This window comes from Streptomyces alfalfae (genome assembly GCF_004127445.1).
Taxonomy (GTDB): Bacteria; Actinomycetota; Actinomycetes; order Streptomycetales; family Streptomycetaceae; genus Streptomyces; species Streptomyces alfalfae.
This window is the reverse complement of record NZ_QEXM01000045.1, coordinates 59318-86206: the sequence shown is the minus strand read 5'-3', so window position 1 is coordinate 86206 and position 26889 is coordinate 59318. Positions and strand designations below refer to the sequence as shown.

Sequence of the window (26889 nt, the reverse complement as noted above, 5' to 3'; positions counted from 1 at the left end):
TCTACCGCACCTCCTGGTCGCTGTCCGGGACCCGTGCGGCCGGCAGCAACGGCCGTTCCGTCCGGAGCCGGCCTTCCCCCACGGCGCCGACGGCGGGGGAGGCGCCCCCGTCGCTTCGCCGGGCCGGCCGTTCGTGGTGGCCGCGCAGGGCGGTGTGGAGCCCGTCCCACAGCGTGCCGTCGGTCCTGTCGCGCGGATCGGGGTCGATCAGCACCACCCCGATCACCGGTATGCGCTGGTCGGCGAGTTGCCGTGCCACGGTGTGCAGCCACGCGGCGCTGCCGTGCCCGGCCCGCACGACGAGCACGGTCTCACCGCCGAGGTGCTGGAGGTCGGTCCACGCCGTGCCGGGTGCGACCGAGCCCACGCCGATCCTGCGCACCTGACGCCCGAGGGCCGCAGCACGCTCGCCGCTGACCACGGACGGGTCGTCGGGGTGCCGCCGGCCGCCGGACAGCTCCCGGCCGGGCAGACCGTCGACGACGGCCACGGGGCCGTCCGCCGCCAGCGTCCTCGCGACGTCCAGGGCGAGCGCGCTCGTATCGCGCGCGCAGCCCAGTTCGAGGAGCGACACCGATTCCGCGGAGCCCCGCACGGCACGGGCCAGGGTCGTGGTGAGCCGTGCCCGCGCCGCCCTGGTCCGGCGGCTCCGCCACCGCGGGACCGACAGCCGCGGCGTGCGGCGCAGCTCCGCGACGACCGACGCGCCGAGGTTCGCCGCGATCTCCCGGCGCAGCACCGGGCGGTCCGCCACGACCGCGCCGACCGCGGCCAGCGCGAGCCCGACGACGAGGCCGAGGACGAGCCCGATCGCCGCGTTGACGGCGACCGTCCTGGGCAGCGAGTGCGGCACCACGCGCGGCGCGTCCACGATCTGGGTGCCGGCGATGAGCTTGGGCGTGCCCGTACGCGCCTCGGCGGCCCGCTGGTCGAAGTCGGCGATCCGCGAGTTCAGCTCGGCGCGGCGGGCGAAGAGCGACTCGATGGCCGCCGACGCCTCCGGGTCGCCCTCCGGCGTCCGGTCGCCGATCGCCTCGTTGACGTCGGTGAGTTCGTCCCGCATCCGGTCGCGTTGTTCGAGCAGGGCCTTGGCCTCGGCCTTCGCGGTCTCCCGCATCCGCCGCACATGGTCGGCGACGAACGCGTCGGCCAGGGCCCCGGCCCGGGCCACCGCCTGCGCGTCGCTGTCACCCGTCACATCGATCCGCAGCACGTTGTTGGTCAGGCCGGTGCCCCGGTAGTCCTCGATGAAGTCCTCCGGCCTCTCGGGGGAGTCCAGGGCCCGCAGAGCCTTGGCGGCGATGCGCGTGGTCCCCAACAGCTCGACGTCGGTGCGGATCAGCGTGCCGGTGTCGTTGGGCTGGTCCTCCGGGTGCGTGACGAGCACCTTCGTCATCGCGGTCGGTGGCGGCGGCAGCGCGACCGCCACCGCGACGCCGGCCAGCATCCCCAGCAGCGCCAGGCAGCACCACAGGCGGCGGCGTCTGCGCACCGCCACCACCAGCGCCTGGAGGTTCAGCAGCGGTGCGGCTTCCGACGGCTCCGTGGCCGTGCTCGTCGTCACCCCGAACCTCCCGTCCCGTGGCCGGGGGCCGCGAGCGCCGGAGCGGCGCCCTCGGCGGGAGCGGGACGACCGGCGTCCCGCGCGGGACGGACCCGGACCGCGTCGGCGAGGACGACGCCGACGACCTCGTGCCCGCCGTCCGCACAGGCCTCGGCGATGCCCGCCAGCTCCTCCGGGGTCCGGCTGCCCGGGCTGAGCACGACCAGGGCGCCCGACTCGGTGTCGCGGTCCGGCACCACCGGCTGGGACGCCGGCACCTCCACCACCCGCAGCAGGGGATCTCCTCCGCCCGCGGACGGGCCGCTCTCGGCCTCGGTGACGAGCCGCCCGGCGGCCCGGCGGGCGGTCTCGTCGTCCTCCGGCACGACGACCAGCAGCCGCCGGGGCGCCGGAAGCCGCTCCCGGAGGCGGGCGCACACCCGCCGGTAGCGGATGCGTCGGCCGGCCTCGTCGCCCGACGCCTGCGGGGCGGGCATGTCCCACCGGGTGCCGAGCCCGAGGAACCGGCGGGTCCGGGCCAGGAGGCCCTGGCCCTCCGGCCGCCGCGCACCCGGTTCGGCCGGCACGTCGACCGTGCCGATGAGCGTCGAGCCGAGCGCCGCGGCGATCTCCGCCTCGGTGCGCGGCCTGCGGTTCATCCGCGCGGCGGTGAGATGGCCGACGACCGCGAGCAGGAAGAACAGCAGCGCCCCGCCGGCGATGAGCTGCACCCGCGTGGGCGGCGCCTCGCCGGTGGGTCTGACCGCCGGGCCCATGACGACCATGCCGGCCTTGTCGGACGCCGGGTCGGCCTCCTCCAGCTTCTTCATGGCCTCCTCCAGCGCGGTGCGGAGCTTCTCCAGCGAGGTCCGGGCCTGCACGCTCTCCACGGTCCGCCCCGGGTCGGCGGCGTCGGCCAGGTCGGAGATGCGGCGGTTGGTCTCGGTGACCTTCTCGCGCAGCGCCTCGGGCCCCGTGGCCGCCTCGGGGCCGGTGTCGTCGCCGCCCGTGATCCGCGCGGCGAACGCGATGAACTCCCCGGCCATGCGGTCGGCGAGCCGCTGCGCGCCCCGCGGGGTGTCGGCCGTGCCGGATATCCTGATGATGTTCCCGTCGGCGGCCTTGGCGCTCACCCGCTCCCGCAGGTCACCGCCCGCGTCGCCCCGGCCGAGCTTGGCGGCCGCGCGGTCGACCACCGCCGAACTGGTCGCGATGTCCACCTGGGTCAGCAGCTCGCGCTCCTCCCACTGCCCCGGCAGCAGGACGGACGCCGACGCCGTGTAGCGGGGCGGGAACAGCACCGAGGCGCCGTAGCCCACGAGTGCGCCCACCACGGCGAGGGCGGCGAGCAGCCGCCAACGCCGGCGCAGGATCCGCCCGATCGTGACCAGGCGTATCGTGTCCTCACTCAACGACGCGGCCTCTTCCTCGCGCGGGCCGGCCCGCGCGCCGGCGCCGGGGTGCGGCCACGGCAGGCGGCGTCGTAGGCGGCGAGCAGCGACGCCTGCGAGTTCTCCCACGAGAGCCGCCCGGTGATCCGCTCCTGGCCGGTCTTGCCCATCTGGGCCCGCTTCTCCGGATCGTCCATGAGCCGCGCGATGAGCCCGGCGAACGCGGACTCGTCGTTGGCGGGCGCGTAGACGGCGGCGTCACCCGCGGAGACCCGCGCCTCCTTCAGGTCGAACGAGACGATCGGCCGGCCCATCGCCATGTATTCGAGGACCTTGTTCATGGTCGACACGTCGTTGAGCGGATTGCGCGGGTCGGGGGAGAGGCACACGTCCGCGGTGGACAGGTGGCGCACCAGGTCGGCGTCGGGAACGCGCCCGGTGAACTCCACCTGCCCGTCGAGCCCGAGCCGCCGGGAAAGCTCTGCCATCGCGTCGAAGGCGTCGCCGCCGCCGACGAACACCGCGTGCCAGTCGGTCCGCCCGAGCTCGTCGCGCAGCTTCGCCAGGGCCCGCAAGGCGTAGTCGACGCCGTCCTGGGGGCCCATGACGCCGAGATAGCACAGAAGATGGGGCTTGCCCCGCTTCAACTCCGGTTCGGGCGGCACGGGTCGGAACCGATCGGTCGCGGGCGCGCTGCGCACCACGAAGACGTCCTCCGGCCGTTTGCCGCCGCGGCGCACCGCGACGTCCCGGTAGCTCTCGTTCGTGGCGAGCACGATGTCCGCGGCCCGGTAGGTCAGCCTCTCCAGGGCGCGCACCCCGCGGTAGAGCAGGTCCTCGCCGCGGTCGAACCGGGAGAGGTACAGCTCGGGCACCAGGTCGTGCTGGTCGAAGACGAACCGCGCGCCGCGCCGCGTCAGCCACCGTGCCGGCAGGAACAGCAGGTCGGGCGGGTTGCAGGCGTGGACCACGTGGACCGGGCCGACCCGGCGGACCAGCCGGGCCGTGTGCCACAGCGCCGAGCCGTACTCCCGCAGATAGCCGGCGGGGCCACCGGTGGCCGCGCGCAACGGGTAGCGGTGGACGGCCACCCCGTCGATCACCGCTTCCGGCTCCGTGTCCCGCTTGCTGCCCTGCGGGCATATGACGTGCACCTCCCAGCCCGCGTCGCGCAGCGTCGTGCACTCCTGCCACACCCGCCGGTCGAACGGCACCGACAGGTTCTCCACCAGGATCAGCGCGCGCCGGCCCCGCCGGCCGCCACCGGTCCCGTCACTCAACGATGTGTCACCAAGCAAGGCCCACGTACCCCGGTTCGGTCCGGCGCGCGTCGGCGTCGGGAAGGTGGATGAGATCGACGATGACCGGGCCCTCGCCATGGGGCAGCGCCGAAAGGACGGCCGGGTCCCTGGTCCCCACCAGGCACACATCGGCGTGTTCGAGCACTTCCTCCACGGAGTCCGCGAGGAGGTGCGCGAGGTGCGGCAGCCGGGTCTCGATGTACTCGCGGTTCGCGCCGAGCAGCCGCGAGAGGCTGACGTTGGCGTCGTAGATCCGCAGGTCGTACCCCTTGCCGTGGAGCCGCTCCGCCAGCTCGACGAGCGGGCTCTCGCGGAGGTCGTCGGTGCCGGGCTTGAAGGAGAGGCCGAACAGGCCCGCCCGGCGCTTGCCGGTGCGCTCCACCAGCTCCACCGCGCGCTGCAGATGTGCGGAGTTGGAGGGCAGCACATGGGAGAGGATCGGTACGGAGACGTCGGCCCGCTGCGCCGCGTGGACGAGGCTGCGCAGGTCCTTGGGCAGGCAGGAGCCGCCGAAGGCGAAGCCGGGACGCAGGTAGGCGGGGCTGATGTTGAGCTTGCGGTCGGCCAGGAAGACGTCGATCACCTGGTGGGAGTCCACCCCGAGCGCCTGGCACACCGCGCCCAGCTCGTTCGCGAAGCCGATCTTGAGGCCGTGGAAGGCGTTGTCCGCGTACTTGATCGCCTCGGCCGTCGGCACCGGCACCCGGAACACCTCGCCGGGCAGGTCGCCGTAGAGCGCGGCCACCACGTCACCGCTCGCCGCGTCGAGTTCGCCGATGACGGTCTTGGGCGGGTCGAAGAAGTCCCGCACGCTCGTGCCCTCGCGCAGGAACTCCGGGTTGACCGCCACCCCGAAGTCCACCCCGGCCGTGCCGCCGACGGACTTCTCCAGGATCGGCACCAGCAGGTTCAGACAGGTGCCGGGGAGCATGGTGCTGCGGAACACGACGGTGTGCCGCCCGCCCCGCTCCGCCAGCGCGGCGCCGATCTCCTCGGTGACCCGCTCCAGATACGTGGTGCACAGGCTGCCGTTGGGCTCCGACGGCGTGCCCACGCAGACCAGCGACACCTCACTGTCCGTGATCGCCTCGCGGACGTCGCCGGTGGCGCGCAACGCCCCGGTCCGCACGACGTCGGCGATCAGCTCACCGATCCGTTCCTCGACCACCGGGGCCTTGCCGTCGTTGACCAGGTCGACCTTCACCTGGTTCACGTCGACCCCGACGACCTCGTGCCCCATGCCGGCCAGGCACGCGGCCGACACGCAGCCCACGTAGCCGAGCCCGAAAACACTGACTCTCATGACCCGTCCCCCCAAGGCGGGCCCTGTCGGCCCGCGATCCGTGCGCCGGCCGGATGCCGACCCCCGCACATCAGTAGGCCCCCTGCCCATGGATCACCGCACGCAGCGTCTTCCACAAGATCACGGTGTCCAGGGCGAGCGACCAGTCCTCCACGTACCGCAGGTCGAGCCGGACCGCCTCCTCCCACGGCAGGTCGCTGCGTCCGCTGATCTGCCACAGGCCGGTGAGACCCGGCTTGACCAGGAGACGGCGCCGGATGTCCGGCCCGTACGCCGCGGACTCCTCCGGCAGCGGGGGCCGCGGGCCGACGAGCGACATCGACCCGGTGAGCACGTTGAACAACTGCGGCAGTTCGTCCAGCGAGTACCGGCGCAGCACCGCTCCGACCCGGGTCACCCGCGGATCCCGGCGGAGCTTGAACAGCAGGCCCGCGCCCTCGTTGCGGTCGGCGAGCTCGGCCCGCGCCCCGTGGGCCCCGGCGACCATGGTGCGGAACTTGTAGATGGTGAACTCGCGGCCGTCCTTGCCGACCCGGCGCTGGCGGTACAGCGCCCCGCCCCGGCTGTCCGCCAGCACCAGCAGCGCGACGAGCACCATCAGCGGCGCCAACAGCAGCAGCAGGAGCGCGGCGCCCAGCCGGTCGACGACTCCCTTGACCGCCCGCCGGCCCCCGGTGAAGGTCGGCATGCTGACCCGCAGCAGCGGAATCCCGAGCACCGCGTCGACGTGCAGCCGCGGACCCGCGACCTCCATCAGGACGGGCGCCACGACCATCTCGGCGTCACTGCCCTCGAGGTTCCAGGCGAGACGCTGCAGCCGGTCCGGTGACCAGTGCGGGTCGGGGGTGATCGCGACGACGCGGTAGCCGTCGCGGCGGACGTGGTTGGCGACGTCCGCCAGGCGGCCGACGACCGGCACCCCGTCCAGTTGGTCACCGTCGGGCCCGAGTCCGTCCGTCGTGCAGACCGCGTCCACGCGCCAGCCGAGGTGCGGGAACTTGCGGGCCCGCGCGATCAGGTCCTGCACGGTGGCCACGCTCCCGGCGGCGAGCACCGGTCTCAGGCACTGCCCCTCCTTGCGCTGCTTGTGCAGCCACAGGCGGAGGAGATACCGCGCCGTCATGGTGACGAGCGCGATCGCGGGGACCGCGACGAAGATCCAGAGTTTGATGTTGCGCGAGGTGAGGGCTATCCCGCCGAGCGCCAGCACGACGACCGCCGCGAACAGCGAGCGCCCGAGCCGGCGGAACTCCTCGGCTCCCTGACCCAGTACGGCCGGGGCCCACGCGCGGCTCACCGCGAGCGCCCCCAGGATGAGCACCTCGGTGCCGAAGGCGAGGATGCCCCACTTCTCGTGCCAGTTGGCCGCGTCCCTGGCACCGAAGAAGATGCCGATGGACGCCACCACGAAGGCGGTGGTCATGGCATCGCTGGTGATCACGGTACGGCGGTACCGCTGCTCCCAGTCGATCGCGGGCCGGTTGATCGTCCCGTCCGCCAGACGCCCGCGCGCCGACGGAAACGGGCTGACTAATCCCCCCTGCCGCACAGAACCCCCCAGGTCCCCAGTGGTTCGACGTGTACGCCTAACACTGCCCCTCCCCCCCGGGAGGCCCCCGCCCCCCGCGCTGTTCCTCCCCTCGGGAGGCCATGCCCCCCGTCGTGCCGCACCGTTCACTCCGCGCGGAAGGCCCCCGCCTTCGGCGCATGACGTTCTGGTCGTGTGAGCGCTCTGGGAACAACTCGCCCTGGCGGCAGCGGAATCGCATGCCCTGCCAGACCGGCGAGGTACGTGGAAGACCCGTCGGGACCCAGGGCGCCCCCGCACCCAAGACCCCCCTCGGGCCCCAAAACCGATCACCCCCACGTCTGGCGCGGGGACATGAATGCTGGCTGCCCGCAGCGCCGGACCTATAGATCAATGTTGGTCGCCTCGTGCCCGAACAGCTGAAGCACGGTCAATCTAGACCATCGGGGCCGGTATGGAGAGAGGATGTGGTGAATTTGTGCTCAACCCTTGAGGCCGGGTCGAAAGACCGGTGACCGCCGCCGTGCGGCGCACCGCCACGGGCCGCACCGGGCCCACGGCAAAGGTGCGCCCCCGTGAACGGGGACGCACCTCGGTCGTCGCGTGGAGGGAGCCGGACGCCCCTAGAAATAGTGCTTGCGGCCGCCCACGGCGCGCCCGGTCGTGCCGAGTATCCACAGCACCGCGCCGACCACGACGAGCACTCCGCCGATGGTCGTCAGCAGTGAGATGCCTGCCAGCAGGCCGATGATGAGCAGAATGGCGCCAAGAACAATCATTACGGCTCCGATCGTCAAGTTCTTCCGGTGCGTGGGCGGGCCCCTGGCCCGGGCCGGTCGCTGGAGCGGCGGCGCTGGATTGTGTCGTGCCCCCTCCGTGTGCCCTGCGTCCGGCCATCCATGCGGGCCGTCGGCCACCGGGTCGGGAGCGGTCACCAGGGCCCAGGCCGGCACTGGTCGTCAATGACGTCCCGGGCCGCGCGCAGCAGGGCCCGGTCGTGGCCGAAGGCGTGCGCCCGCAGCCGGGCGAGGGCGTCGTCGGGGGTGAGGTCGTACTCTTCGCGGCGATGAGGCCCGCCGCCGTGTGGACCACCGGCGGGTAGCCCCACGGGCCGTGCGGGACGGGACGCGACCAAGCGGTGAGCAGATGCGGGCGCTCGTCCAGCGCGAGGAGGGCGAGGACGCGCGCGTAGGCCTCGGTCCGGGTGTGCCGACAGTCCGGGCGTGCCGACGGTCCAGGCGTGCCGACGGGGCGGGTGTGCCGACGGTCCGGGTGTGCCGACGGTCCGGCCGAATCGCTCCGGGTCAGCCTGGGGGAGGGGCCGTGCGTCCAGGCCCCGCACGGGGACGGGCCGGTGGTGGCCGACGACGTCGACGTGGCGGACGCGACGCGCCAGTGGCCGGTTCTCGCCCTGCGGGCCAGGGAACACGGCATCCGCGCGCTCTACGCCCTGCTCGCTCAGGGCGGCCCGGCCGGTGGGCGCCGTCGACCTCGCGCTCGTACCGCGACCGGGCGGGACCGGCGTCCGGCGCGGACCTCGAAACCGCCCCGGAACCACGCCGGTCGCCGCCGGTCTCCTGCTGCTGTCCTCACCCGCGCCGTCCCCCCGGGCCTTCCCTTGAGCCGGACGAGGAGAGCCGCGAGGAAGGCTGGCTCGTATCGGCGCACGCGGTGATCCACGCGCCCGCCGGCATGCTCGGCCACCGGCGGGCGCACGCCGCCGTCCACGGGAACCTGGATCTCCCCGGGCCACCGGGCCACCGGGCCGCTCAGGCCGCGACGAGACCGTCCTCGGTGCGGGAAGGAGTGCGGGAAGGACGGGGCGTGGGGCGCTGCGCCGCGGCGAGCATGTCGTCGGCCGCCGCGATCGCCTCGGTGGCCGTCCGGGCGCCCGTGGCCTCGCAGAGGTCTCGTACGACGTCCGCCAGTCGCCGGCGTCGTGCGGGGTCCGGCTTCTCGGCGAGCGCGATACGCGCCTCGGCGTACCGGGCGAGCAGGGTTCTCACACAGCGGGCTTCCGGCTGCGACACGGCCACGGGTCCCTTCAAGAGGTTCTTTTGTGCCGTACGTGTGCCCGGCGAGCGTGGTTTCATGCGGGGCCCGTGGGTGGCGTGGGGCGGGGGGATGTTTGTGACGCGCGTGACCGGTTACCTGGGGCGCGTGCCGCGGTGTCCCGGAATGTCCGACACCGGACGTGCACACCTCTGACCACCGGAAAGGACCATCATGACCACGCCCGAGGAGAACCGGCCGAAGACCACGTCGACCGACGAGGTCGTCAACGACACCGACGAGGCGCGGTCGCGCCAGGAGGGCGCCTCCGGCCGCACCATCCGGGAAGCGATGGAGGAGGCGGGCGTCAGCCGTGAGGACTTCGAGGAGGAGTAGCGCGGCGACGACCGCCACCGGCAGGTGATCGACATGCCCGAGGAACCCCCGGGGAGACGCGGCCCCGAGCAGCAGTCGCTCTTCGACTGGGAGGACCCCGCCCCGCCCGCGGCGCCGCACCGGTCCTTCCGGGACAGCCCCGAGGCGCGGCGGATGCTCGACGTGCGCGAGGTCTACGCCGAGCCCGCCGCCCTCGACTCCCCGCGCGGCCGGCAGATCATGGCCCGGCTGCCGGACGACGTGCGCGTGGTCGAGGTCCCGGGGCACTGGCGCATCCCGTCCCTGCACGGCAACGACGGGAACATCGGGCGGTGGGTCCGCATCAAGACCGAGACGCTCGTCCTCGGGGTCAAGCACAAGCTCACCACCCGCGTGAACGGCAGATCCGCCGACTGGATCGCCCCCGGCACCTCCAACGGCTGCGCGATGTCCTGCGCCTACTGCTACGTCCCGCGCCGCAAGGGCTTCGCCAACCCCATCACGCTGTTCACCAACATCGAGGCGATCCTGGCCCACGTCCGGCGGCACGTCCGGGCGCAGGGGCCCAAGACCACGCCCAACCAGTGCGACCCTCTGGCCTGGGTCTACGACTTCGGCGAGAACGGCGACTGCTCCGTCGACGACCTGGTCTGCGACAACACCGCGGACTTCATCGCCGCGTTCCGGTCCCTGCCGACGGCGAAGGCGTCCTTCGCGACCAAGTTCGTCAACCCCGACCTGCTCGCGCTCGACCCGCAGGGCCGGACGCGCGTCCGCTTCTCCGTCATGCCGCCCGACGACGCCAGGCTCCTGGACATCCGGACCAGCCCGGTGCCGGAGCGGATCGCCGCGGCGGCCGACTTCCTCGACGCCGGATACGAGGTCCACTTCAACCTCTCGCCGGTCGTGCTGCGGCCCGGGTGGGAGCGGGACTGGGCCGACCTCCTCGACCACCTCGACGACGTGCTGCCCACCCGTGTGAAGGAACAGGCGGCGGCCGAGATCATCATGCTCACCCACAACCAGGGCCTGCACGACGTCAACCTGGGCTGGCACCCCCGCGCCGAGGAACTGCTGTGGCAGCCGGACCTCCAGGAGACCAAGCGCTCACAGAACGGCGCGCTCAACGTCCGGTACGCCATCGACGTCAAACAGCGCTCCCTGGCCCGCCTCCAGGACCTGCTCGCCGAGCGGACGCCGTGGCTGCGGATCAGATACGCGTTCTGAACGGCCCTCCGCGCCGGCTGGTCCCGCGGCCTGATCGAGCTGCGTCAGTCGTTCACCAACGGCTCGGACCTGTTCAGCCACTTCTTCTGGCCCGTGCTGATGCTGGGCGTGACCTTCTTCCTGCGGGACGTGTCCTTCGGCGGCACCGGATTCGCCCTGGGCACCCTGGTGCTGCCCGGCATCCTCGGCATGAACGCCGCGATGGCCATGGTGTCCATGAGCCAACTCCTCGCCACGGAGCGGGAGGACGGCACCCTCCTCCGCGCCAAGGCGATCCCGAACGGCATGCCGGCCTATCTGATCGGCAAGATCGTCTCGGTGGCGGGCGGTGTCGTCGTCGACCTGGCGATCTTCCTCGTGCCCGGCCTCTTCGTCGTTCCCGGCCTCACGGTCGGCAGCCTCGGCTCCTGGCTCACGCTGGGCTGGGTGCTCGCGCTCGGCCTGGTGGCCACGCTGCCGATCGGCGCGGTCCTGGGGTCGGTGTTCAGCAGCGCCCGCGGCCAGGGGGCTGCTCACCCTTCCGGTCCTCGCCCTGATCGGGACCTCCGGCATCTTCTGCCCGGTCACCTCCATGCCGGAGTGGGCGCAGTGGACCGCACAGGCCTTCCCCGTCTACTGGCTCGGACTCGGCATGCGCTCCGCGCTGCTCCCGGAGAGCGCGGTCACCGTCGAGATCGGCGAGTCCTGGCGGCATCTGGAGACCGTCGGAGTCCTGACGGGGTGGGCGATCGCCGGTCTCGTCCTCGCCCCCGTCGTGCTGCGGCGCATGGCCCGGCGGGAGTCCGGATCGGCCGTGGCCGAACGCAGGGAGAAGGCGCTGCGACGGGTCGGCTGACGCCGGGCCCCGGTCAGCCCCGTGTGTCCCTTCCCAGCCGTGCGAGGCGCCGCAGGGCGGGCAGTGCCCCGGTGATCGCGCCGCGCTCCTCGGGGGTGAGCCGTGCGATGAGCGGGGTGAGCTGCGCGACCCGTTCCCGGTGCCGTGACGTGCCGACGCCGCGGCCCTTCTCGGTGAGGTGGACGAGGACGGCGCGGCCGTCGCGCGGGTCGCTCCCGCGTTCCACGAGGCCGTCGCTCTCCAGGCGCTGGACGAGCTGGGTGAGCCCCGGGCGGCTGAGCTGTTCGCTCGCGATCAGGTCGACCAGCCGTTTCGGGCTGCCCTCGCGGGCGAGGGCGTCGAGCACCGACAGCGTGCTGAAGGTGTGGTTACCCCGACGTGGCAGCCGGATATAGAAACGGTTGAACTCCTCGACGACGGCGATGAACTGAGTCACATTCAGATGGTTTCCGGAGGCGCGCACGCCGGGGAGCCTATAGCTTGCGAAGTGGCGATGTATTGATAACTTACACAAGTTGCTTATGGTGTTTCGGGTGGCCGGCACGGCTGGCGCGTCCTGCGCGGCCACCCTCTCCCCGACTGTCGAGCCTCAAACGCTGTGAGAGGAACGCATGACTGTTCGTGTAGGTATCAACGGCTTCGGCCGCATCGGGAGGAACGTCTTCCGGGCGGTTGCCGCCAGGAACGCGGACCTGGAGATCGTCGCGGTCAACGACCTGGGCGACGTTCCGACCATGGCCCACCTCCTGACCTACGATTCGGTTCTCGGCCGTTTCCCCGAAGAGGTCACCGCCGAGCCCGGCGCCATCCGGGTCGGCGACCGCGAGGTCAAGGTCCTCGCCGAGCGCGACCCCGCGAAACTCCCCTGGGGCGACCTGGGGGTGGACGTGGTCATCGAGTCCACGGGCATCTTCACCAAGGCCGAGAAGGCCCGCGCGCACATCGACGGCGGCGCCAAGAAGGTGATCATCGCCGCCCCCGCGAGCGACGAGGACGTCACCATCGTCCTGGGTGTCAACGACGACATCTACGACCCCGAGCGCCACACGATCATCTCCAACGCCTCCTGCACCACCAACTGCCTGGGCGTCCTGGCCAAGGTGCTGCACGACACGGTCGGCATCGAGTACGGGATGATGACCACGGTCCACGCCTACACCCAGGACCAGAACCTCCAGGACGCCCCGCACAAGGACCTGCGCCGCGCGCGCTCGGCCGCCGTCAACGTGGTGCCGACGTCCAGTGGAGCCGCCAAGGCCATCGGCCTCGTCCTGCCCGAACTCCAGGGCCGCCTCGACGCATTCGCGCTGCGGGTCCCCGTGCCGACCGGCTCGGTCACCGACCTGACGGTCACCACGAGCCGCCGCACCACGGTCGAGGAGATCAACGAGGCGTACGCGAAGGCCGCCGACGGCGCGTACAAGGGGCTGCTCTCCTACACCGAGGCGCCCATCGTCAGCTCCGACATCGTCACGGACCCGGCCTCCTGCGTCTACGACGCCGGGCTCACCCGCGTGATGGGCCCGCAGGTCAAGGTCGTCGGCTGGTACGACAACGAGTGGGGCTACTCCAACCGCCTCATCGACCTCGCCCTGAAGGTCGGCTCCTCGCTCTGAGGCCCGTCGTGGGACCGGTCGTCGACGGGTCCGGCTCGCGCCCTCGCGGGGCGTCGGGCCGATCCGTCACGGCCGGTCCTCGCCCTCCTCGTTGCCGAGTTGAGCGAGGCGGGAGAGCGCCGGCAGCGCCTTCGTGATCGCCCGCTGGTCCGCGGGCGACAACTGGGCGACGAGCGGGCCCAGGCGCCGGATGCGGTCCTCCAGGCGCGACGTGCCGACCTGGCGGCCCGCCTCCGTGATGTGGACGAGGACGGCGCGTCCGTCCGTCGGGTCGGGACGGCGTTCCACGAGCCCGTCCTGTTCGAGACGCGTGACCAGTTGGGTGAGGCCCGGCTGGCTGATCTGCTCGGTCCTGGCCAGTTTGGTGAGCCGCGTCGGGCCGCGGGAGGTCAGGGTGTCGAGCACCGAAAGCGTCGTGAACGACAGCGTCTGCAGCGCCGGCAGGCGGATGTAGAAGCGGTTGAAGTTCTCGATCGCCGTGATCAGGGCGCCCACGTCCAAGTGGTCCGGCGGGCTGTTGGTCTGCGAAGTGGTCACCCTAGAAAAATAGCGCACACTTATATAGTCTCGTTGATGCATTCGAGGTCGGCGCCTCGCGGCGGTATGCGGGCCGTTCCGGACCTCCATGGCGCAATGGCGCGTCGGCCCACGTCAGTAGCGCAGAGCGAGGAACGCATCCATGCCCACGCGTATCGGCACCGCACGGAGCACGGACCTCGGCATCGTGGCCTCCCCATGAACCGGCCCCGCCCAAGCCGCGCGCTCCCGTCGCGGTGAAGACGGTGAAGAGCAGACACTGACGCAGAATTTCCCGCCGCTGTCGATCCGGGGCGCTTTCAGAGGAATGCCGAAAGGCCTCGGGGAAATGAGCATGGACACGTGACGGAACTTCCGAGGTTACCCTTCGACAACCCGTCCATCATGGGCATCGCGCCGCAGATGCGGGCACTGCAGCGGGAAGGGCCGATCGCCAGGGTGCGGACCGCCGGTGAGGACGCCTGGCTGGTCACCCGGTACGACGAGGTCAGGACACTGCTCGCCGACCCCCGCCTCCGCCTCAGCAACCCCGACCCCGAGCAGTCGGCCAACAGCGCCGCCAGGGGCTTCATGGTCGCCCTGATGGCCGGGGACGACTGCGCGACCGAGCCCGCCCGGCACGCCCAGATGCGCGCCCTGCTCGTCCCCTTGTTCTCCACGCGCCGCATGCGCCGGATGCAGACCCGCATCGAGCGCCATGTGGACGAACTGCTCGACCAGTTGGCCGTGAGCGCCCCGCCCGTCGACCTGCACCGCGCCCTGTCGTTCCCGCTGCCGACCATGGTGGTCTGCGACCTGCTCGGCGTGCCGCTGGACGACCGGGAGCGGTTCGGGCAGTACGCGAGAGGCACCTTCGACCACAGCGACGACCAGCACTCGGCGAACACCTTCAAGAAGGTCGTCGACTATCTGAGGGAACTGGTGGCCCGCAAGCGGACCGAGCCGGGCGACGACATCCTCTCCGAGCTGATCTCCGCCAAGGACGGCGCCCTGTCCGACGAGGAGATCGTCCAACTGGGCGCCGCCGTCCTGCTGTTCGGCTACGAGACCACCATCGTCCGCATCGACCTGGGCACCCTGCTGCTGTTCCGCAACCCGGCCCAGCGCGCGCAACTCGTCGAGGACCCGGGACTCGCGCCCGCCGCGGTCGAGGAGATCCTGCGCCTCGGCGTCGGCGGCAAGGGCTCCAACGCGCTGATACCCCGCTACGCCCACAGCGACATCACCGTGGGCGACACCGTGATCCGGGCCGGGGACGCGGTGAAACTGGCCATCGGCGCGGCCAACATCGACGGCCGGGCCTACCCCGACCCGGACGTGCTCGACCTGACCCGGGACAGGCCCAGGTCGAACCTGGCCTTCGGGCACGGCGCCCGCCTCTGCATCGGCCGCACCCTGGCCCGCATCGAGCTGACGGCCGTCTTCGAGCGGCTGTTCCGCAGGCTGCCCGAACTGCGGCTCGCCGTCCCCGAGGAGTCCCTGCGCTGGCAGGAGCACCGCATCACCGGCGGCTTCGACGAGATCCCCGTGACGTTCTGAGCGGCGTCCGCCGGCCGCCGGCGGCCCGCCCCCAGCAGGAACCTCCGCATCGAACTCCTCCTTCCCCCGCGCGGACACCACGAGGACAAGGATCATGACGGACACTTTCAGCGACTACGCCGACTGCACGCCCCTCATCGACGACCGTGAGGCCCTCGACCGGTTCTACGACGAGCACGGCTACCTCTATCTGCGCGGCGTCCTCGACCGCGACCTCGTGCGGACCGCCGCCGAGCAGATGCTCGAAGGCCTGATCGCCCTCGGCCACGCCGCTCCCGGCACCACGCTGGAGACCCTCACCATCGAATCCTTCGAGGCGGTCGACGAGGTGGCGATGCACGACTACGTCAAGTACGACGACCTGTGGAACCACCCCTCCACCCTCAAGGTCTGGGAGAAGGCCTTCGGCGAGCCCGTCTTCGTCTTCAAGTCGACGACGATCCGCTATTACCCCTCCGCCGCGGGCGCCGCGGGCTCGGAGGAACCGCACTTCCTGACGCCCCTGCACCAGGACGGCTTCTACATAGGGCCGAACAAGGACTTCCGCACCGCCTGGATACCGCTGCTCCCGACGACCCCCGGGACGGGCGGCGTCGCCCTCGCCGACGGCAGCCACAAGAAGGGCCCGCGCGAGCACGTCGTCACCGAGAACTTCCGCCGCTTCGGCCACCCCGTACGCGGTATCCCCGCCGAGGAGTTCGGCGCGGACGAGCGCCTGCTGTTCTCGCCCATGGAACCGGGGGACGTGCTCCTCTTCCACGCCTACATGTGCCACAAGTCCATCCCGAACGTCTCCGCGGACCCGGCCGCCATGCGGATGTCGATGGACACCCGCGTCCAGCCCGCCACCTCGCACCGCGGGTTCAACTCCCTGACGCCCTGGCCGGAGTCCGCGAAGGACGCCTCCAAGGGAATCCTGTCGAAGATCACCGGTACGCCCACCACCATCGAATGACCTTCCCACCCCCGAACCAGTCCCCACCGTCCCCCACACACGCCCGGGTAGGCAGCGCATGACACAACGCGAGGGTCTCCCCTCTCCGCAGGGACCCACCGCGGCACCCGAGCCCCCGGCCGGCCCCCGGCCGGCCGCCACGGGGCTCAGCGGCATCGCCCTCGTGGTGGTGCTCACCGGATACGCCCTGTCCATCGTGGACGCCTCCATCGTCAACGTGGCGCTGAACCCGATCAGTGACGACCTCCACGGCGGCCCCGCCGCACTCGAACTGGTGGTGTCCGGCTACGGCCTCACCTACGCCCTCGGCCTCGTGCTCGGCGGACGTCTCGGTGACGCCTTCGGCCGGCAGCGCCTGTACGCCTACGGGCTCGCGGCGTTCACCCTCACCTCGGCGCTCTGCGGACTCGCGCCGACCATCGAGTTCCTCGTCGCGGCCCGGCTGCTCCAAGGCGCCGCCGCCGCCATGCTCGTGCCGCAGGTGCTCGCCACGATCCAGGCGGCCACCGAGGGTCAGGCGCGCGCCCGCGCCATCGGCATGTACGGCGCGACCGCCGCCCTCGGTATGGTCATCGGACAGATCCTCGGCGGGCTCCTCGTCTCGCTGGACATCGCCGGGATCGGCTGGCGGGCGGTCTTCGCGATCAACGTGCCCATCGGGGTGGCCGCACTGCTCGCCGTCCGGCGCGTCCCCGCGACGAAGGCCGACGCGAAGCCGTCCTTCGACCCCCGGGGCACCGCCCTGTTCGGCCTCACCATGGTCTGCGTCCTCGCCCTGGTCGTGGCGGGCCCCGAGCTGGGGTGGCCGCCGTGGCTGTGGTCGCTGCTGCTGGTCGCGGCGGCGGGCGCGGTGGCGCTGGCGCGGGTCGAGCGCGGACTCGAGGCGCGGGGCGGCTCACCGCTGCTGTCCCCGTCGGTGCTCTCCCACCAGGGGATGCGCAGGGGCCTGGCGGCGATGGTGCCGTTCTCGGCGGGCTTCGGCGCCTTCCTGTTCGTCTACGCACTCGTCGCGCAGGGGCACTTCGGCTTCGACGGGCTCGAATCCGGCGGGGGCCTCGCGCCGTTCGCCGTGGCGTTCTTCGCGGTGACGCTGTTCACCCCGAGGATCGCGGCGGCCCTCGGCGCCCGGATCGTCACCCTGGGCGCCTTCGTCCAAGGCGCGGGCCTGCTGCTGCTCGCGCTGGTGATCCGGCTGGGCTGGCCGCACCCCTCCCTGACGCTCGTCCTCGTGGGGATCGGCCTCTACGGCGTGGGCGCGGCGCTGACCGGTCCCACGCTGTTCCGGATGATCCTCGCCGACGTACCGCCCGCGCAGGCCGGCATGGGCAGCGGTGTGCTGGTGACCAGCCAGCAGATGGCGACCGCGCTCGGCGCGACCGTCGGCGGGACCGTCTATCTCTCCCTGGCCGACTGGCAGTCGACGGTGTCGGCGGCCGTGGGCGTCCTCGCGCTCCTCGCATGCTGCTCGGTGACCGTTCTCGTGATCAGCCTGAAGCTCCCCGACCCCCGGTAACGCCCGCGCCCCGCGAACGGCGCGATCCGATCCAGACCTTCTCGTGGGCGACGGCGCGCCGCTTCGTCGGCGTGCCCGTGCGCAGAAGCGGAGACAGCCACGTGCACTCGCAGACCCAGACGGCCGTCGTGACCGGCGCGGCCAGCGGCATCGGCCTCGCCCTCAGCGCGCGCCTCGCACGCGCCGGCGCCAGCGTGATCATGGCGGACGTCGAGGGCGGCGCGCTGCGCCGCCGTGCCGCCGAACTCACGGCCCAGGGCGGCCAGGTCACCGCGGTGACCGCCGACCTGACCGACCCGGACGCCGTCGAACGGCTCGCGGACACCGCGTTCGACGTGCTCGGCGACATCGACGTGGTGTGCAACAACGCGGGCGTCCTCGGCCCCGTGGGACAGCCCCTGTGGGAGGCGCCGCTGGAGCGGATGCGGGAGGTCTTCGAGGTGAACCACTGGGCGCACGTGCTGGTGGCGCGCGCCTTCGTGCCGCGGCTCCTCGCCCGCGGCCGGCCCGCCCACCTGGTCCACACCGCCTCGATGTCCGCCTTCGTCGTCGGTGCGGGCAGTGCCGCCTACGCCGCGTCCAAACACGCCGACCTCGCGGTCGCCCGCAGCCTCCGCGCCGACCTGGCGGACACCGGCATCCGGGTGTCGGTGCTGTGCCCCGGCCGGGTCGACACCCCCATGGTCCAGGGCCTGACCGCGCCGCGCGGCGCGGGCGGCGACACCTCGGTGAGCGCCGAGGCCGTCGCCGGCGTCGTGGTGGACGCCCTCGGCTCCGACCGCTTCTACCTCTTCAGCAACTCCGACGCGCCGCAGCGGCTGCGCGATCAGTTCGATGACGTATGGCGTCATGTTTCCCTTTCGCCCCCTTCCCCCGAGGAGGAGCTGTGGCCCGCACCGAAGGCGACGACCGGAGCGACGAAGCACTGACCGAAGATGCACCGACCGAAGAGGCGCCGACCGAAGAAGCACCACCCATCGACCTGGCGGCGATACGGGAGAAGTACCGGCAGGAACGCGACAAGCGCGGCGCCGGCCGCACCTACCAGTTCGCGCGCGGCGACTTCAGCCACTACGCGCGCGACCCCTACACCGAGCGGCGGGAGCGCGAACCGCTCACCGACGAGGTGGACGTCGCCGTCGTCGGCGCCGGCATCGGCGGCCTGCTGACCGGCGCCAACCTGCGCAAGGAGACAGGCCTCGACCGCATCCGGCTGATCGACGAGGCCGGCGACGTGGGCGGCACCTGGTACTGGAACCGCTTCCCCGGCGTCCGGTGCGACGTCGAGAGCTACATCTACATGCCGCTGCTCGAAGAGACCGGCACGATACCCACCGAGAAGTACTCCACAGGACCCGAGATCTTCGCCCACCTCCAGCGGATCGCCCGCGAGTACGACCTCTACCGCGACGCCCTCTTCCAGACCACCGTCACGGAGCTGCGCTGGGACGAGGCCGCCGCGAGGTGGCTGGTGAGCACCGACCGGGGCGATGTGATCCGCGCCCGCTACGTGGCCATGTCGATCGGCCTGATGCACCGCCCCAAACTCCCCGGACTGCCGGGCCTCGACGCGTTCGCCGGGCACTCCTTCCACGCCAGCCGCTGGGACTTCGACTACACCGGCGGCGACAGCACCGGCGGCCTGACCGGGCTGAGGGACAAGCGGGTCGGCGTCATCGGCACCGGCTCGACGACCATCCAGCTCGCCCCGCACCTCGCCGAGTGGGCCAAGGAACTCGTCCTCTTCCAGCGCACCCCCGCCACGGTCGACGTCCGCGGCAACCGGCCCACCCCGCCCGGCTGGGCGGAGAGCCTGGAACCGGGCTGGCAGCAGCGCCGCATGGAGAACTTCCACGCACTGACCTCCGGCATCCCGCAGGACGAGGACCTGGTCCAGGACCGCTGGACCCAGACCACGGCCAAGCTCGCCGCCGCGATCCTGCCCACCGGCGACACCGGGGGAGACCCGAAAGAGCGGGCGCTCGCGGCCGAGCGGGCGGACTTCCTCAAGATGGAGGAGCTGCGGGCCCGCATCGACAGCGTCGTCACCGACCCCGCGACCGCCGCCGCCCTCAAGCCGTACTACCGCGTGTACTGCAAGCGGCCCTGCTTCCACGACGGCTACCTCCAGACCTTCAACCGGCCCAACGTGACCCTCGTCGACACCCAGGGGCAGGGCGTGGAACGGCTCACCCCCGCCGGGGTGGTCGCCAACGGCCGCGAGTACCCGGTCGACTGCCTGATCTTCGCCACCGGCTACGAGCACGAGTTCGCCGTCCCGTACACCGAGCGCGCCGGCTACGACATCGTCGGCCGCGGCGGCACGCGGCTGTCGGAGAAGTGGGCGGACGGGGCGCGCACCCTGCACGGGCTCCAGGTGAACGGCTTCCCCAACTGCTTCATCCTGTCCAAGGTCCAGGCGGGGAGGCACGTCAACATCGCCTACATGCTGGGCGAGCAGACCCGGCACCTCGCGCACATCGTCAAGTGCGTCGAGGAGCGCGGCCACCGGGTCGTCGAGGCCTCCGAGGCCGGCGAGAAGGAGTGGGTGGAGGAGATCCTCCGCCTCGCCAGCAGCGACCTGGACTTCCTGGAGAACTGCACGCCCGGCCTCTACAACAACGAGGGCGACCCGGGCGGACTGCCGCTGCTCAACTCCAGCTACGGCGGCGGCTCCGTGGAGTTCGTGAACATCCTCCGACGCTGGCGCGAGGCGGGCGACCTCGCCGGACTCGACCTGCGCTGACCATCCCACCCCTCTGCGAAAGGCGGCAAGGACCATGGACGTCACGCCGATACCCGGCGCCGCTCTCGGCGCCGTCGTGGACGGCGCCCATGTCTCGGGCGACATGGACGAGGCACAGGCGAACGAGATCTGGGCGGCGCTCGACGCGCACCTCGTCCTGGTCTTCCGCGGCCACGAGACCCCGACCTACGAGGAGTTCCTGGCCTTCGGCCGCCGCTTCGGGCATATCCCGAAGACCGGCCTGACCAGCGGCGCCCACCCCGACCACAATGAGATCCTGATCGTCTCCAACCTGGTGGAGGACGGCCGCAAGATCGGCGTCGGCGACGCCGGGTGGATGGGCTGGCACACCGACTACTCCTTCCGCCCCCGCGTCTCCCAGGTCGGCTTCCTCGAAGCCGTCGAAGTGCCGCCCTCCGGCGGCGGCGAGACCCTCTTCACCGACATGTACGCCCTGTACGAGTCCCTGCCCGCCGAGGAGCGCCGGCGTCTGCACTCCTACCGGGTCCGCCACGCCCTGCGCACCGGCTACGAGGAGACCATCGAGGAGGAACTCCAGGGCGAGGTGTCCCTCGGCGAGGACCCCCGTCGGATCAGGGCCGAGGACGGCACCTCCACCGTCCACCCGCTGGTCGCCCGCAACCCGCGCACCGGCCGCCGCTCGGTCTACGTCAGCACCCTGAACACCGAGCGGATCGTGGACCTCGCCCCCGACGCCGGCCGCGAACTGCTCGACAAGCTCCTCGCGCACGCGGGCACCCCCCGGCACACCTACGCCCACACCTGGCGGCCCGGGGACATCGTCATGTGGGACCAGCTCGGCACCGTCCACGCCAAGCGGGCCTTCGACCCGGCCGAACGGCGCGTCATGCGCCAGGTCGTCAGCATCTTCGACGACCCGACCGCCCCCTGGCGAGCGGAGGCCGCCGCATGAGCACCGCTCCCGCCTGCCTCAGCCACAGCCGCGTCACGATCACCCCGGCGCTGCGCGCCGCCGTCGACCGGCTCGACCACCGCTCACGCCACCAGGCGGCCTACCACTTCGGGTGGATCACCGCCGGCGGCGCGCCCACCAGCGCCGACGCGGGCAAGGCCGTACGCCCGGCGCTCGCCCTGCTCTCCGCGGAGGCGGTCGGCGCGCCGCCGGAGGTCGCCCTGCCCGGCGCCGTCGCCGTGGAGCTGGTGCACAACTTCTCCCTGGTGCACGACGACCTGATGGACGGCGACGAGGAGCGCCGCCACCGGCGCACGGTGTGGAAGCTGTGGGGCCCCTCCAGCGCCATCCTGACCGGCGACGCGATGCTCGCCCTCGCCCAGGAGGTGCTGCTCGACACCGGGCTGCCGACGGCGGCGCCCGCCGCCCGGCTGCTCGCGCGCACCACCCGGCACCTGATTCGCGGCCAGGTCCAGGACCTGTCCTTCGAACAGCGCGGCCACGTCACGGTCGAGGAGTGCCTCGACATGGCCGCGGGCAAGACCGGCGCCCTGCTGTCGGCGAGCGCGGCGATCGGCGCCGTCCTCGCCGGGGCGCCCGAGGCGACGGTGGACGCCCTCGCGCTCTACGGCGACCACGTCGGCATCGCCTTCCAGCTCGTCGACGACGTACTCGGGATCTGGGGGGACCCCGCCGTCACCGGCAAGTCGGCCCACTCCGACCTGCGCTCCCGCAAGAAGACCCTGCCGGTGAGCCACGCCCTGCACCAGGACGGCCCGCTCAGCGCCGAACTCGCCGCCTGGCTCGCCACCCGCGGCGAACCCGGCGAGGAGGAACTGCGCCGGGCGGCCGCCCTGGTCGAGGGCGCCGGCGGCCGTGACTGGGCGCTGGCCGAGGCCGCCCGGCGCATGGCCCTGGCCGAGGCCGCGCTGCGCGGCGTCGACCTGGACGCCGGAGCACGGGACGAACTCCTCGCGCTCGGCCGTTTCGTCGTCGACCGCGAGGGCTGAGCCCGGACCTGCCCCCGTAGCCGCGTGTCCCCGCGTGCACCGCCTCCGCCCACCCCACGTCCGCGTACGCCGCGCACCGCGGGCAGCGTCGCCCCGGTGCGTGCCCCCACCCCCGTTCGGGCGCCCGCTCGCGCCCTGTTCCACTGCCCAGGGAGTCTCCCCATGCCCCAGGACGTCGACTTCTCCATCCCCCTGCCCGGCCGCCGCAGCCCCGACCACGCGCGGGCCGAGGCCGCACACATCGAGTGGCCCCGCTCCTTCGGCCTCATCAGCAGCGAGGCCGCCGCCGAACGCCACCGCAAGGGCGGCTACGCCGACCTCGCCTCCCGCTTCTACCCCTCCACCACCGGCGCCGACCTCGACCTCGGCGTCGACCTGATGTCCTGGTTCTTCCTCTTCGACGACCTCTTCGACGGTCCGCGCGGCGAGGACCCCGAGCAGGCGAGGCAGCTCACCGACGCCGTCGCCGCCGCGCTCGACGGACCGCTGCCCGCCTCCGCGCCCCTCATCGCGCACGGCTTCGCCGACGTCTGGCGGCGCACCTGCCAGGGGATGTCGAAGGAGTGGTGCACCCGCAGCGCCCAGCACTGGCGCCACTACTTCCAGGGCTACGTCGACGAGGCGCACGGCCGCCTCGACGAGACGCCCTGCGGTTCCGCCCGGGAGTACCTCGCCATGCGCCGCCACACGATAGGCGTGCAGCCCACCATCGACCTCGCCGAGGCCACCGGGCACTTCGAGGTGCCGCACCGCGTCTTCGACGGGGCCGTCATGTCGGCGATGCTGCGGATCGCCGTCGACGTCAACCTCATGCTCAACGACATCGCCTCCCTGGAGAAGGAGGAGGCGCGCGGCGAGCTGAACAACATGGTGTTCATCCTGATGCGCGAGCACGGCTGGACCAGGAGCCGCAGCATCGCGCACATGCAGGACGAGGTCGGCGTACGCCTGGAGGAGTTCCTGCTCCTGGAGAGCATCCTGCCCAAGGTCTGCGACGCCTTCTCCCTCACCGCCGACGAGCGCGAGGCCGTCGAACGCTACCGCCTGGACGCGGTGCGCCCCGTCATCCGCGGCTCGTACGACTGGCACCGCTCATCCGGGCGCTACGACGCCGAGTTCGCGCTGGCCGCCGGCCGCCAGGGGTTCCTCGAAGAGCTCGGCAGCGCCCGCTGACGGACCCGCCACCCCCGCACCGAACCCGCCGAGGGAAACCGAGGAGAACCCATGGCCCAGCAGACCGCCCAGCCCGAGCAGCAGACCTTCGTCGCGGGCACGGCGCCCGGAGCGGCGCCCCTCGTCGGGCACGCCTGGCAGATGATGCGCCGCCCGCTGCAGTTCATGTCGTCGCTGTCCCGCCACGGCGACCTGGTGAAGATACGCCTGGGCCCCACCGAGGCCCATGTGCCGACCCATCCGGCCCTGCTCCGCCAGGTCCTGACCAGCGACAACGAGTACGACAAGGGCGGCATCTTCTACGACAGGGCCCGTGACATCGCGGGCAACGGCCTGGTCACCTGCCCCTACGCCGACCACCGCCGGCAGAGAAGGCTGATGCAGTCGGCGTTCACCCGCCCCCAGCTCAAGCGGTACGCGTCCGCGATGCACGCCGAGATCGAGACCACCGCCGAGCGCTGGAGCGACGGCGCGGTGGTCGACGCCTTTCCCGAGATGTACGGCATGGCCCTGCGCACCGTGGGCCGCACGCTGTACTCGACGCCGGTCAGCAAGGAGCTGGCCGACAGCGTGGAGCGCGCCTTCGACGCCGTGCTCAAGGGACTGTTCCGGCAGATGTTCCTGCCCGCGGCGGTGCGCAGGATGCCCAGTCCGGGCAACCGGCGCTACCGCGCCAACCTGGACTACCTGCACCGCACCACCCAGACGCTGATCGACGACTACCGCCGCGACGGCGCCGACCACGACGACCTGCTCTCCGCCCTCCTCGACTCGCGCGACGAGGACGGCGGCAGGCTCGGCGACAAGGAGATCCACGACCAGGTCATCACCGTGATGGCGGCCGGCACGGAGACCGTCGCCGCCACCCTCACCTGGATCTTCTACCTGCTCTCCAAGTACCCGCGGATCGAGAAGGCGCTGTACGCGGAGATCGACGAGGTCCTGGGCGGCAGAGCCCCGGAGTTCGACGACGTGGCCCGGCTCCAGCTCACCGACCGCATCATCACCGAGACCCTGCGGCTCTACCCGCCGGCCTGGCTCTTCACCCGGCTGACCGCCACCGACCTCGACGTGGCGGGGCTGCGGCTGCCCGCCGGTTCCACCGTGGTGTTCAGCCCGGCGGCCGTGGCCCTCGACGCCGGATCTTTCCCCCACGAGCGGCGGTTCGACCCCGACCGCTGGCTGCCCGACCGGGTGACACCGCAGGCCCGGCAGTCCTTCATGGCCTTCGGCACCGGCGCCCGCAAGTGCATCGGCGACCTCTACGCCCGCACCGAGGCCACCCTCGCGCTCGCCACCATCCTCAGCACCTGGCGGGTCACCTGCGAACCGGGCGTCGACGTGCGCCCCGTCCCGCTGGCCACCGTCTACCAGCCACGCCGGCTGCGCCTGCGACTGACGGCCCGTACGCCCGGGGCGTAGCGAGCGGGGCGGCGGGACGGGGCCGTCCCGCCGCCCCGCCACGGCGATCCGGCTCAGGCCCGCTGCTTCCCGCCGTCCAGATTGCCGAGCATCGTGCGCAGCACCCTGAGCGTGGTCACGTAGTCCTCATCGCTGACGCCGTCGTGCACCTCCGCCCGCAGCGACGTGACGAGTCCGGTGACGCGCCCCATCGCCTCACGGCCCTCGTCCGTCACGAACAGCCGCTGCTCGGGGTCCACCAGGAGCCAGCCGCGGTGCAGGAGTTGGTCGACGACGCGCGGGATCTCGTACGGGCCGTCCGCGACCTCCGCGAGCTGGGCGGCGACCGTCTCGCGTGTGGGTCCGGGATCGGCGGCGACGCGGTTGAGCGTCCACCACTGCGGCTGCGTCACGTCCATGCGGGCCATCGCGTCCCGGATGCGCCGGGTGACGGCCCTGTGCACCGCGCCGCTCCAGTACCCGATGGGCTGCGAGACGAGGGCGGCGTCCGCCGCGTCCGGGTCGGCGGGGGAGGGGATCCTACGCTCGGTCATGGGCTTCCTTCCTGGGGCGCGCCCGGCGGGGCCGTGGCCCCACCCTAGCCACTGACCGGCCCACCGAGTGGTGCGTACATCCAAGGCCCGTTCGTCCGTACAGTGGCCCGCACCGCAGCGAGACAACGAGGAGCGCGCCATGTCCGACGACCCCGCCCGCGACCGCACCCCCGCGGCCCCCGCCGCCCTTGCCGGACTCGACGCCCTCCAGGGCGACCTCGCCGACCTCTACCGCCACCTGCACGCCCACCCCGAGCCGTCCTTCGAGGAGCACCGCACCGCCGCGGAGGCCGCCCGCCGCGCCGCCTCGTACGGGTACGAGGTCACCACCGGCGTGGGCCGTACCGGTGTCGTGGCCGTGCTGGCGAACGGCGAGGGCCCGGCCGTGCTGCTCCGCGCCGACATGGACGCGCTCCCGGTGACCGAGGCCACCGGCCTGCCGTACGCCTCCCGCACCGAGGGCGTCATGCACGCCTGCGGCCACGACATGCACGTCACCTGTCTGCTCGGCGCGCTGAAGCTGCTCGCGGACTCCCGCGACGCCTGGTCGGGGCGGGTCGTCGCCGTGTTCCAGCCCGCCGAGGAGGCGGGGCAGGGCGCCCGGGTGATGGTTGCCGACCGGTTCTACGAGCGGTTCGGCACGCCCGACGTCGTCCTCGGCCAGCATGTCGCCCCGCTGCCCGCGGGCATGGTCGGCGCGCACGCGGGTCCCGCCTTCGCGGCGACCGACGCCCTGCGGGTGCGGATGTTCGGCAAGGGCGGCCACGGCTCGCGCCCGGAGGCGACCGTCGACCCGGTGGTGATGGCCGCGTCCACCGTGATGCGGCTCCAGACGGTGGTGTCCCGCGAGGTGGCGGGCGGTGAGACCGCCGTCGTCACCGTCGGCGTGCTGCGGGCGGGCGCCAAGCACAACGTCATCCCCGACGAGGCCGAACTCCAGCTCAACATCCGCACCTACACGCCCGAGGTCCGCACCCGCGTCCTCGCCGCCGTCGAGCGGATCATCAAGGGCGAGGCGGCCACGGCCGGCGCGGAGCGGGAGCCCGAGATCACGGAGATCGACACCTTCCCCGTCGTCGTCAACGACGCGCACGCCGTCGACAGGACGATGGCGGCGGTCGGCGCGGTCATCGGCGCGGAGCGGGTCATGGACCCCGGCCAGGTGACCGGCAGCGAGGACGTCGGACACTTCGCCACCTCGGCGGAGCCCGAAGTCCCGCTCTGCTACTGGCTGCTGGGCGGCGCCGACCCCGCGAAGGTGATCGCCGCGCAGCGGGCGGGCACCTTCGAGCGGGACATCCCCTCCAACCACTCGCCGTTCTTCGCCCCGCTGATCGAACCGACGATCACCACGGGCGTCACGGCCCTGACGACGGCCGCCCTCGCCTGGCTGGGCGGCCCCCGTCGGTGACGGCG

General features: G+C 72.4%; 25 protein-coding genes. 14 read left to right on the top strand and 11 right to left on the bottom strand.

The genetic code is table 11. From position 1 onward, the window contains the following. Position 1: 1 nt before the first annotated feature. From DCW30_RS27340 to DCW30_RS27310, 7 genes are all read right to left on the bottom strand, one after another. Positions 2-1564, bottom strand: a complete 1563-nt coding sequence (locus DCW30_RS27340; RefSeq protein ID WP_076684097.1) for a Wzz/FepE/Etk N-terminal domain-containing protein — start codon at positions 1562-1564, stop codon at positions 2-4. Further along, positions 1561-2955, bottom strand: a complete 1395-nt coding sequence (locus tag DCW30_RS27335; RefSeq protein ID WP_076684096.1) for a Wzz/FepE/Etk N-terminal domain-containing protein — start codon at positions 2953-2955, stop codon at positions 1561-1563. The genes DCW30_RS27340 and DCW30_RS27335 overlap by 4 nt, the downstream gene beginning before the upstream one ends. Beyond that, positions 2952-4232: a glycosyltransferase family 4 protein gene (locus DCW30_RS27330; RefSeq protein WP_076684095.1), complete on the bottom strand. Its 1281-nt coding sequence runs from the start codon at positions 4230-4232 to the stop codon at positions 2952-2954. The genes DCW30_RS27335 and DCW30_RS27330 overlap by 4 nt, the downstream gene beginning before the upstream one ends. Further along, positions 4222-5538: a nucleotide sugar dehydrogenase gene (locus DCW30_RS27325; RefSeq protein ID WP_076684094.1), complete on the bottom strand. Its 1317-nt coding sequence runs from the start codon at positions 5536-5538 to the stop codon at positions 4222-4224. Before DCW30_RS27325 ends, DCW30_RS27330 begins: the two co-directional genes overlap by 11 nt. A gap of 70 nt (positions 5539-5608) precedes the next feature. Continuing rightward, positions 5609-7087, bottom strand: a complete 1479-nt coding sequence (locus tag DCW30_RS27320) for a sugar transferase (protein ID WP_076684093.1) — start codon at positions 7085-7087, stop codon at positions 5609-5611. A 602-nt stretch (positions 7088-7689) separates the two neighbouring features. Then, a complete protein-coding gene (locus DCW30_RS27315; protein WP_103557397.1) occupies positions 7690-7845 on the bottom strand; it encodes a DUF6131 family protein in 156 nt (51 codons plus the stop codon). Between the two features lie 990 nt (positions 7846-8835). Then, complete coding sequence (locus tag DCW30_RS27310; RefSeq protein ID WP_076688796.1) at positions 8836-9096, bottom strand: DUF5133 domain-containing protein; 261 nt, start codon at positions 9094-9096, stop codon at positions 8836-8838. Between the two features lie 196 nt (positions 9097-9292). Between DCW30_RS27310 and DCW30_RS36890 the strand changes: the two genes are divergently transcribed. After that, complete coding sequence (locus DCW30_RS36890) at positions 9293-9454, top strand: hypothetical protein (protein ID WP_162933557.1); 162 nt, start codon at positions 9293-9295, stop codon at positions 9452-9454. Between the two features lie 33 nt (positions 9455-9487). Next, positions 9488-10660 (top strand): spore photoproduct lyase family protein, encoded by a 1173-nt coding sequence (locus tag DCW30_RS27305; protein WP_079250352.1) that lies wholly within the window; start codon positions 9488-9490, stop codon positions 10658-10660. Between the two features lie 44 nt (positions 10661-10704). Here DCW30_RS27305 and DCW30_RS38140 read toward each other — a convergent pair whose 3' ends face one another. Further along, positions 10705-10878, bottom strand: coding sequence for a hypothetical protein (locus DCW30_RS38140; RefSeq protein WP_335755769.1), 174 nt, complete (start codon positions 10876-10878; stop codon positions 10705-10707). Between the two features lie 353 nt (positions 10879-11231). Here DCW30_RS38140 and DCW30_RS38135 point away from each other — a divergent pair, with 353 nt between their 5' ends. Next, the gene (locus tag DCW30_RS38135; protein ID WP_335755768.1) at positions 11232-11495 is read left to right on the top strand and encodes a hypothetical protein; all 264 of its coding nucleotides are present in this window, start codon (positions 11232-11234) and stop codon (positions 11493-11495) included. Positions 11496-11508: 13 nt separating this feature from the next. Here DCW30_RS38135 and DCW30_RS27295 read toward each other — a convergent pair whose 3' ends face one another. Next, entirely contained in the window at positions 11509-11931 is a 423-nt protein-coding gene (locus tag DCW30_RS27295) for a MarR family winged helix-turn-helix transcriptional regulator (RefSeq protein WP_232626868.1), read from the bottom strand. Between the two features lie 175 nt (positions 11932-12106). On the opposite strand from DCW30_RS27295, the gene gap reads away from it, so the two are divergent. Next, complete coding sequence (gene gap, locus DCW30_RS27290) at positions 12107-13111, top strand: type I glyceraldehyde-3-phosphate dehydrogenase (RefSeq protein WP_076684091.1); 1005 nt, start codon at positions 12107-12109, stop codon at positions 13109-13111. A 66-nt stretch (positions 13112-13177) separates the two neighbouring features. On the opposite strand, the gene DCW30_RS27285 is transcribed toward gap, so the two are convergent. After that, positions 13178-13648 (bottom strand): MarR family winged helix-turn-helix transcriptional regulator, encoded by a 471-nt coding sequence (locus DCW30_RS27285; protein WP_076684090.1) that lies wholly within the window; start codon positions 13646-13648, stop codon positions 13178-13180. Between the two features lie 342 nt (positions 13649-13990). On the opposite strand from DCW30_RS27285, the gene penM reads away from it, so the two are divergent. The 9 genes from penM to ptlI all read left to right on the top strand — a co-directional run bounded on the left by penM (position 13991) and on the right by ptlI (position 24940). Next, on the top strand, positions 13991-15187 hold the full coding sequence (penM, locus tag DCW30_RS27280; protein ID WP_076684089.1) for a pentalenolactone synthase: 1197 nt from the start codon (positions 13991-13993) through the stop codon (positions 15185-15187). 94 nt (positions 15188-15281) lie between these two features. Beyond that, complete coding sequence (ptlH, locus tag DCW30_RS27275; protein ID WP_076684088.1) at positions 15282-16142, top strand: 1-deoxypentalenic acid 11-beta-hydroxylase; 861 nt, start codon at positions 15282-15284, stop codon at positions 16140-16142. Positions 16143-16200: 58 nt separating this feature from the next. Beyond that, positions 16201-17655 carry an MFS transporter gene (locus DCW30_RS27270; RefSeq protein ID WP_076684087.1) on the top strand — a complete coding sequence of 485 codons (1455 nt, stop codon included), beginning with the start codon at positions 16201-16203 and terminating at the stop codon, positions 17653-17655. Between the two features lie 101 nt (positions 17656-17756). Continuing rightward, positions 17757-18584 carry a 1-deoxy-11-beta-hydroxypentalenate dehydrogenase gene (gene ptlF, locus DCW30_RS27265; RefSeq protein ID WP_076684086.1) on the top strand — a complete coding sequence of 276 codons (828 nt, stop codon included), beginning with the start codon at positions 17757-17759 and terminating at the stop codon, positions 18582-18584. Positions 18585-18646: 62 nt separating this feature from the next. Next, positions 18647-20401, top strand: a complete 1755-nt coding sequence (ptlE, locus tag DCW30_RS27260; protein WP_076688792.1) for a neopentalenolactone/pentalenolactone D synthase — start codon at positions 18647-18649, stop codon at positions 20399-20401. Positions 20402-20435: 34 nt separating this feature from the next. Continuing rightward, positions 20436-21335, top strand: a complete 900-nt coding sequence (gene ptlD / locus DCW30_RS27255) for a neopentalenolactone/pentalenolactone F synthase (protein WP_076684085.1) — start codon at positions 20436-20438, stop codon at positions 21333-21335. Beyond that, positions 21332-22345, top strand: a complete 1014-nt coding sequence (locus tag DCW30_RS27250; protein ID WP_076684084.1) for a polyprenyl synthetase family protein — start codon at positions 21332-21334, stop codon at positions 22343-22345. Before ptlD ends, DCW30_RS27250 begins: the two co-directional genes overlap by 4 nt. 162 nt (positions 22346-22507) lie before the next feature. Beyond that, entirely contained in the window at positions 22508-23518 is a 1011-nt protein-coding gene (ptlA, locus tag DCW30_RS27245) for a pentalenene synthase (RefSeq protein ID WP_076684083.1), read from the top strand. Positions 23519-23569: 51 nt separating this feature from the next. After that, a complete protein-coding gene (ptlI, locus tag DCW30_RS27240) occupies positions 23570-24940 on the top strand; it encodes a pentalenene oxygenase (RefSeq protein ID WP_076684082.1) in 1371 nt (456 codons plus the stop codon). Between the two features lie 53 nt (positions 24941-24993). Here the strand turns inward: ptlI and DCW30_RS27235 are convergent, their stop codons facing one another. Next, positions 24994-25473: a MarR family winged helix-turn-helix transcriptional regulator gene (locus DCW30_RS27235; RefSeq protein WP_076684081.1), complete on the bottom strand. Its 480-nt coding sequence runs from the start codon at positions 25471-25473 to the stop codon at positions 24994-24996. Positions 25474-25612: 139 nt separating this feature from the next. On the opposite strand from DCW30_RS27235, the gene DCW30_RS27230 reads away from it, so the two are divergent. After that, positions 25613-26884, top strand: a complete 1272-nt coding sequence (locus DCW30_RS27230) for an amidohydrolase (RefSeq protein ID WP_076684080.1) — start codon at positions 25613-25615, stop codon at positions 26882-26884. Positions 26885-26889: the final 5 nt, after the last annotated feature.

Excerpts from the sequence above, each read along its gene's own strand:
- DCW30_RS27250 (WP_076684084.1), top strand. The coding sequence starts at position 21,332 with ATGAGCACCGCTCCCGCCTGCCTCAGCCACAGCCGCGTCACGATCACC.
- ptlA (WP_076684083.1), top strand. The coding sequence starts at position 22,508 with ATGCCCCAGGACGTCGACTTCTCCATCCCCCTGCCCGGCCGCCGCAGC.
- DCW30_RS27270 (WP_076684087.1), top strand. The coding sequence starts at position 16,201 with ATGACACAACGCGAGGGTCTCCCCTCTCCGCAGGGACCCACCGCGGCA.
- DCW30_RS27230 (WP_076684080.1), top strand. The coding sequence starts at position 25,613 with ATGTCCGACGACCCCGCCCGCGACCGCACCCCCGCGGCCCCCGCCGCC.
- DCW30_RS36890 (WP_162933557.1), top strand. The coding sequence starts at position 9,293 with ATGACCACGCCCGAGGAGAACCGGCCGAAGACCACGTCGACCGACGAG.
- DCW30_RS27305 (WP_079250352.1), top strand. The coding sequence starts at position 9,488 with ATGCCCGAGGAACCCCCGGGGAGACGCGGCCCCGAGCAGCAGTCGCTC.
- DCW30_RS27235 (WP_076684081.1), bottom strand. The coding sequence starts at position 25,473 with ATGACCGAGCGTAGGATCCCCTCCCCCGCCGACCCGGACGCGGCGGAC.
- DCW30_RS27325 (WP_076684094.1), bottom strand. The coding sequence starts at position 5,538 with ATGAGAGTCAGTGTTTTCGGGCTCGGCTACGTGGGCTGCGTGTCGGCC.
- ptlH (WP_076684088.1), top strand. The coding sequence starts at position 15,282 with ATGACGGACACTTTCAGCGACTACGCCGACTGCACGCCCCTCATCGAC.
- DCW30_RS38140 (WP_335755769.1), bottom strand. The coding sequence starts at position 10,878 with ATGGACACCATGGCCATCGCGGCGTTCATGCCGAGGATGCCGGGCAGC.
- ptlI (WP_076684082.1), top strand. The coding sequence starts at position 23,570 with ATGGCCCAGCAGACCGCCCAGCCCGAGCAGCAGACCTTCGTCGCGGGC.
- gap (WP_076684091.1), top strand. The coding sequence starts at position 12,107 with ATGACTGTTCGTGTAGGTATCAACGGCTTCGGCCGCATCGGGAGGAAC.
- DCW30_RS38135 (WP_335755768.1), top strand. The coding sequence starts at position 11,232 with ATGCCGGAGTGGGCGCAGTGGACCGCACAGGCCTTCCCCGTCTACTGG.
- ptlD (WP_076684085.1), top strand. The coding sequence starts at position 20,436 with ATGGACGTCACGCCGATACCCGGCGCCGCTCTCGGCGCCGTCGTGGAC.
- DCW30_RS27315 (WP_103557397.1), bottom strand. The coding sequence starts at position 7,845 with ATGATTGTTCTTGGCGCCATTCTGCTCATCATCGGCCTGCTGGCAGGC.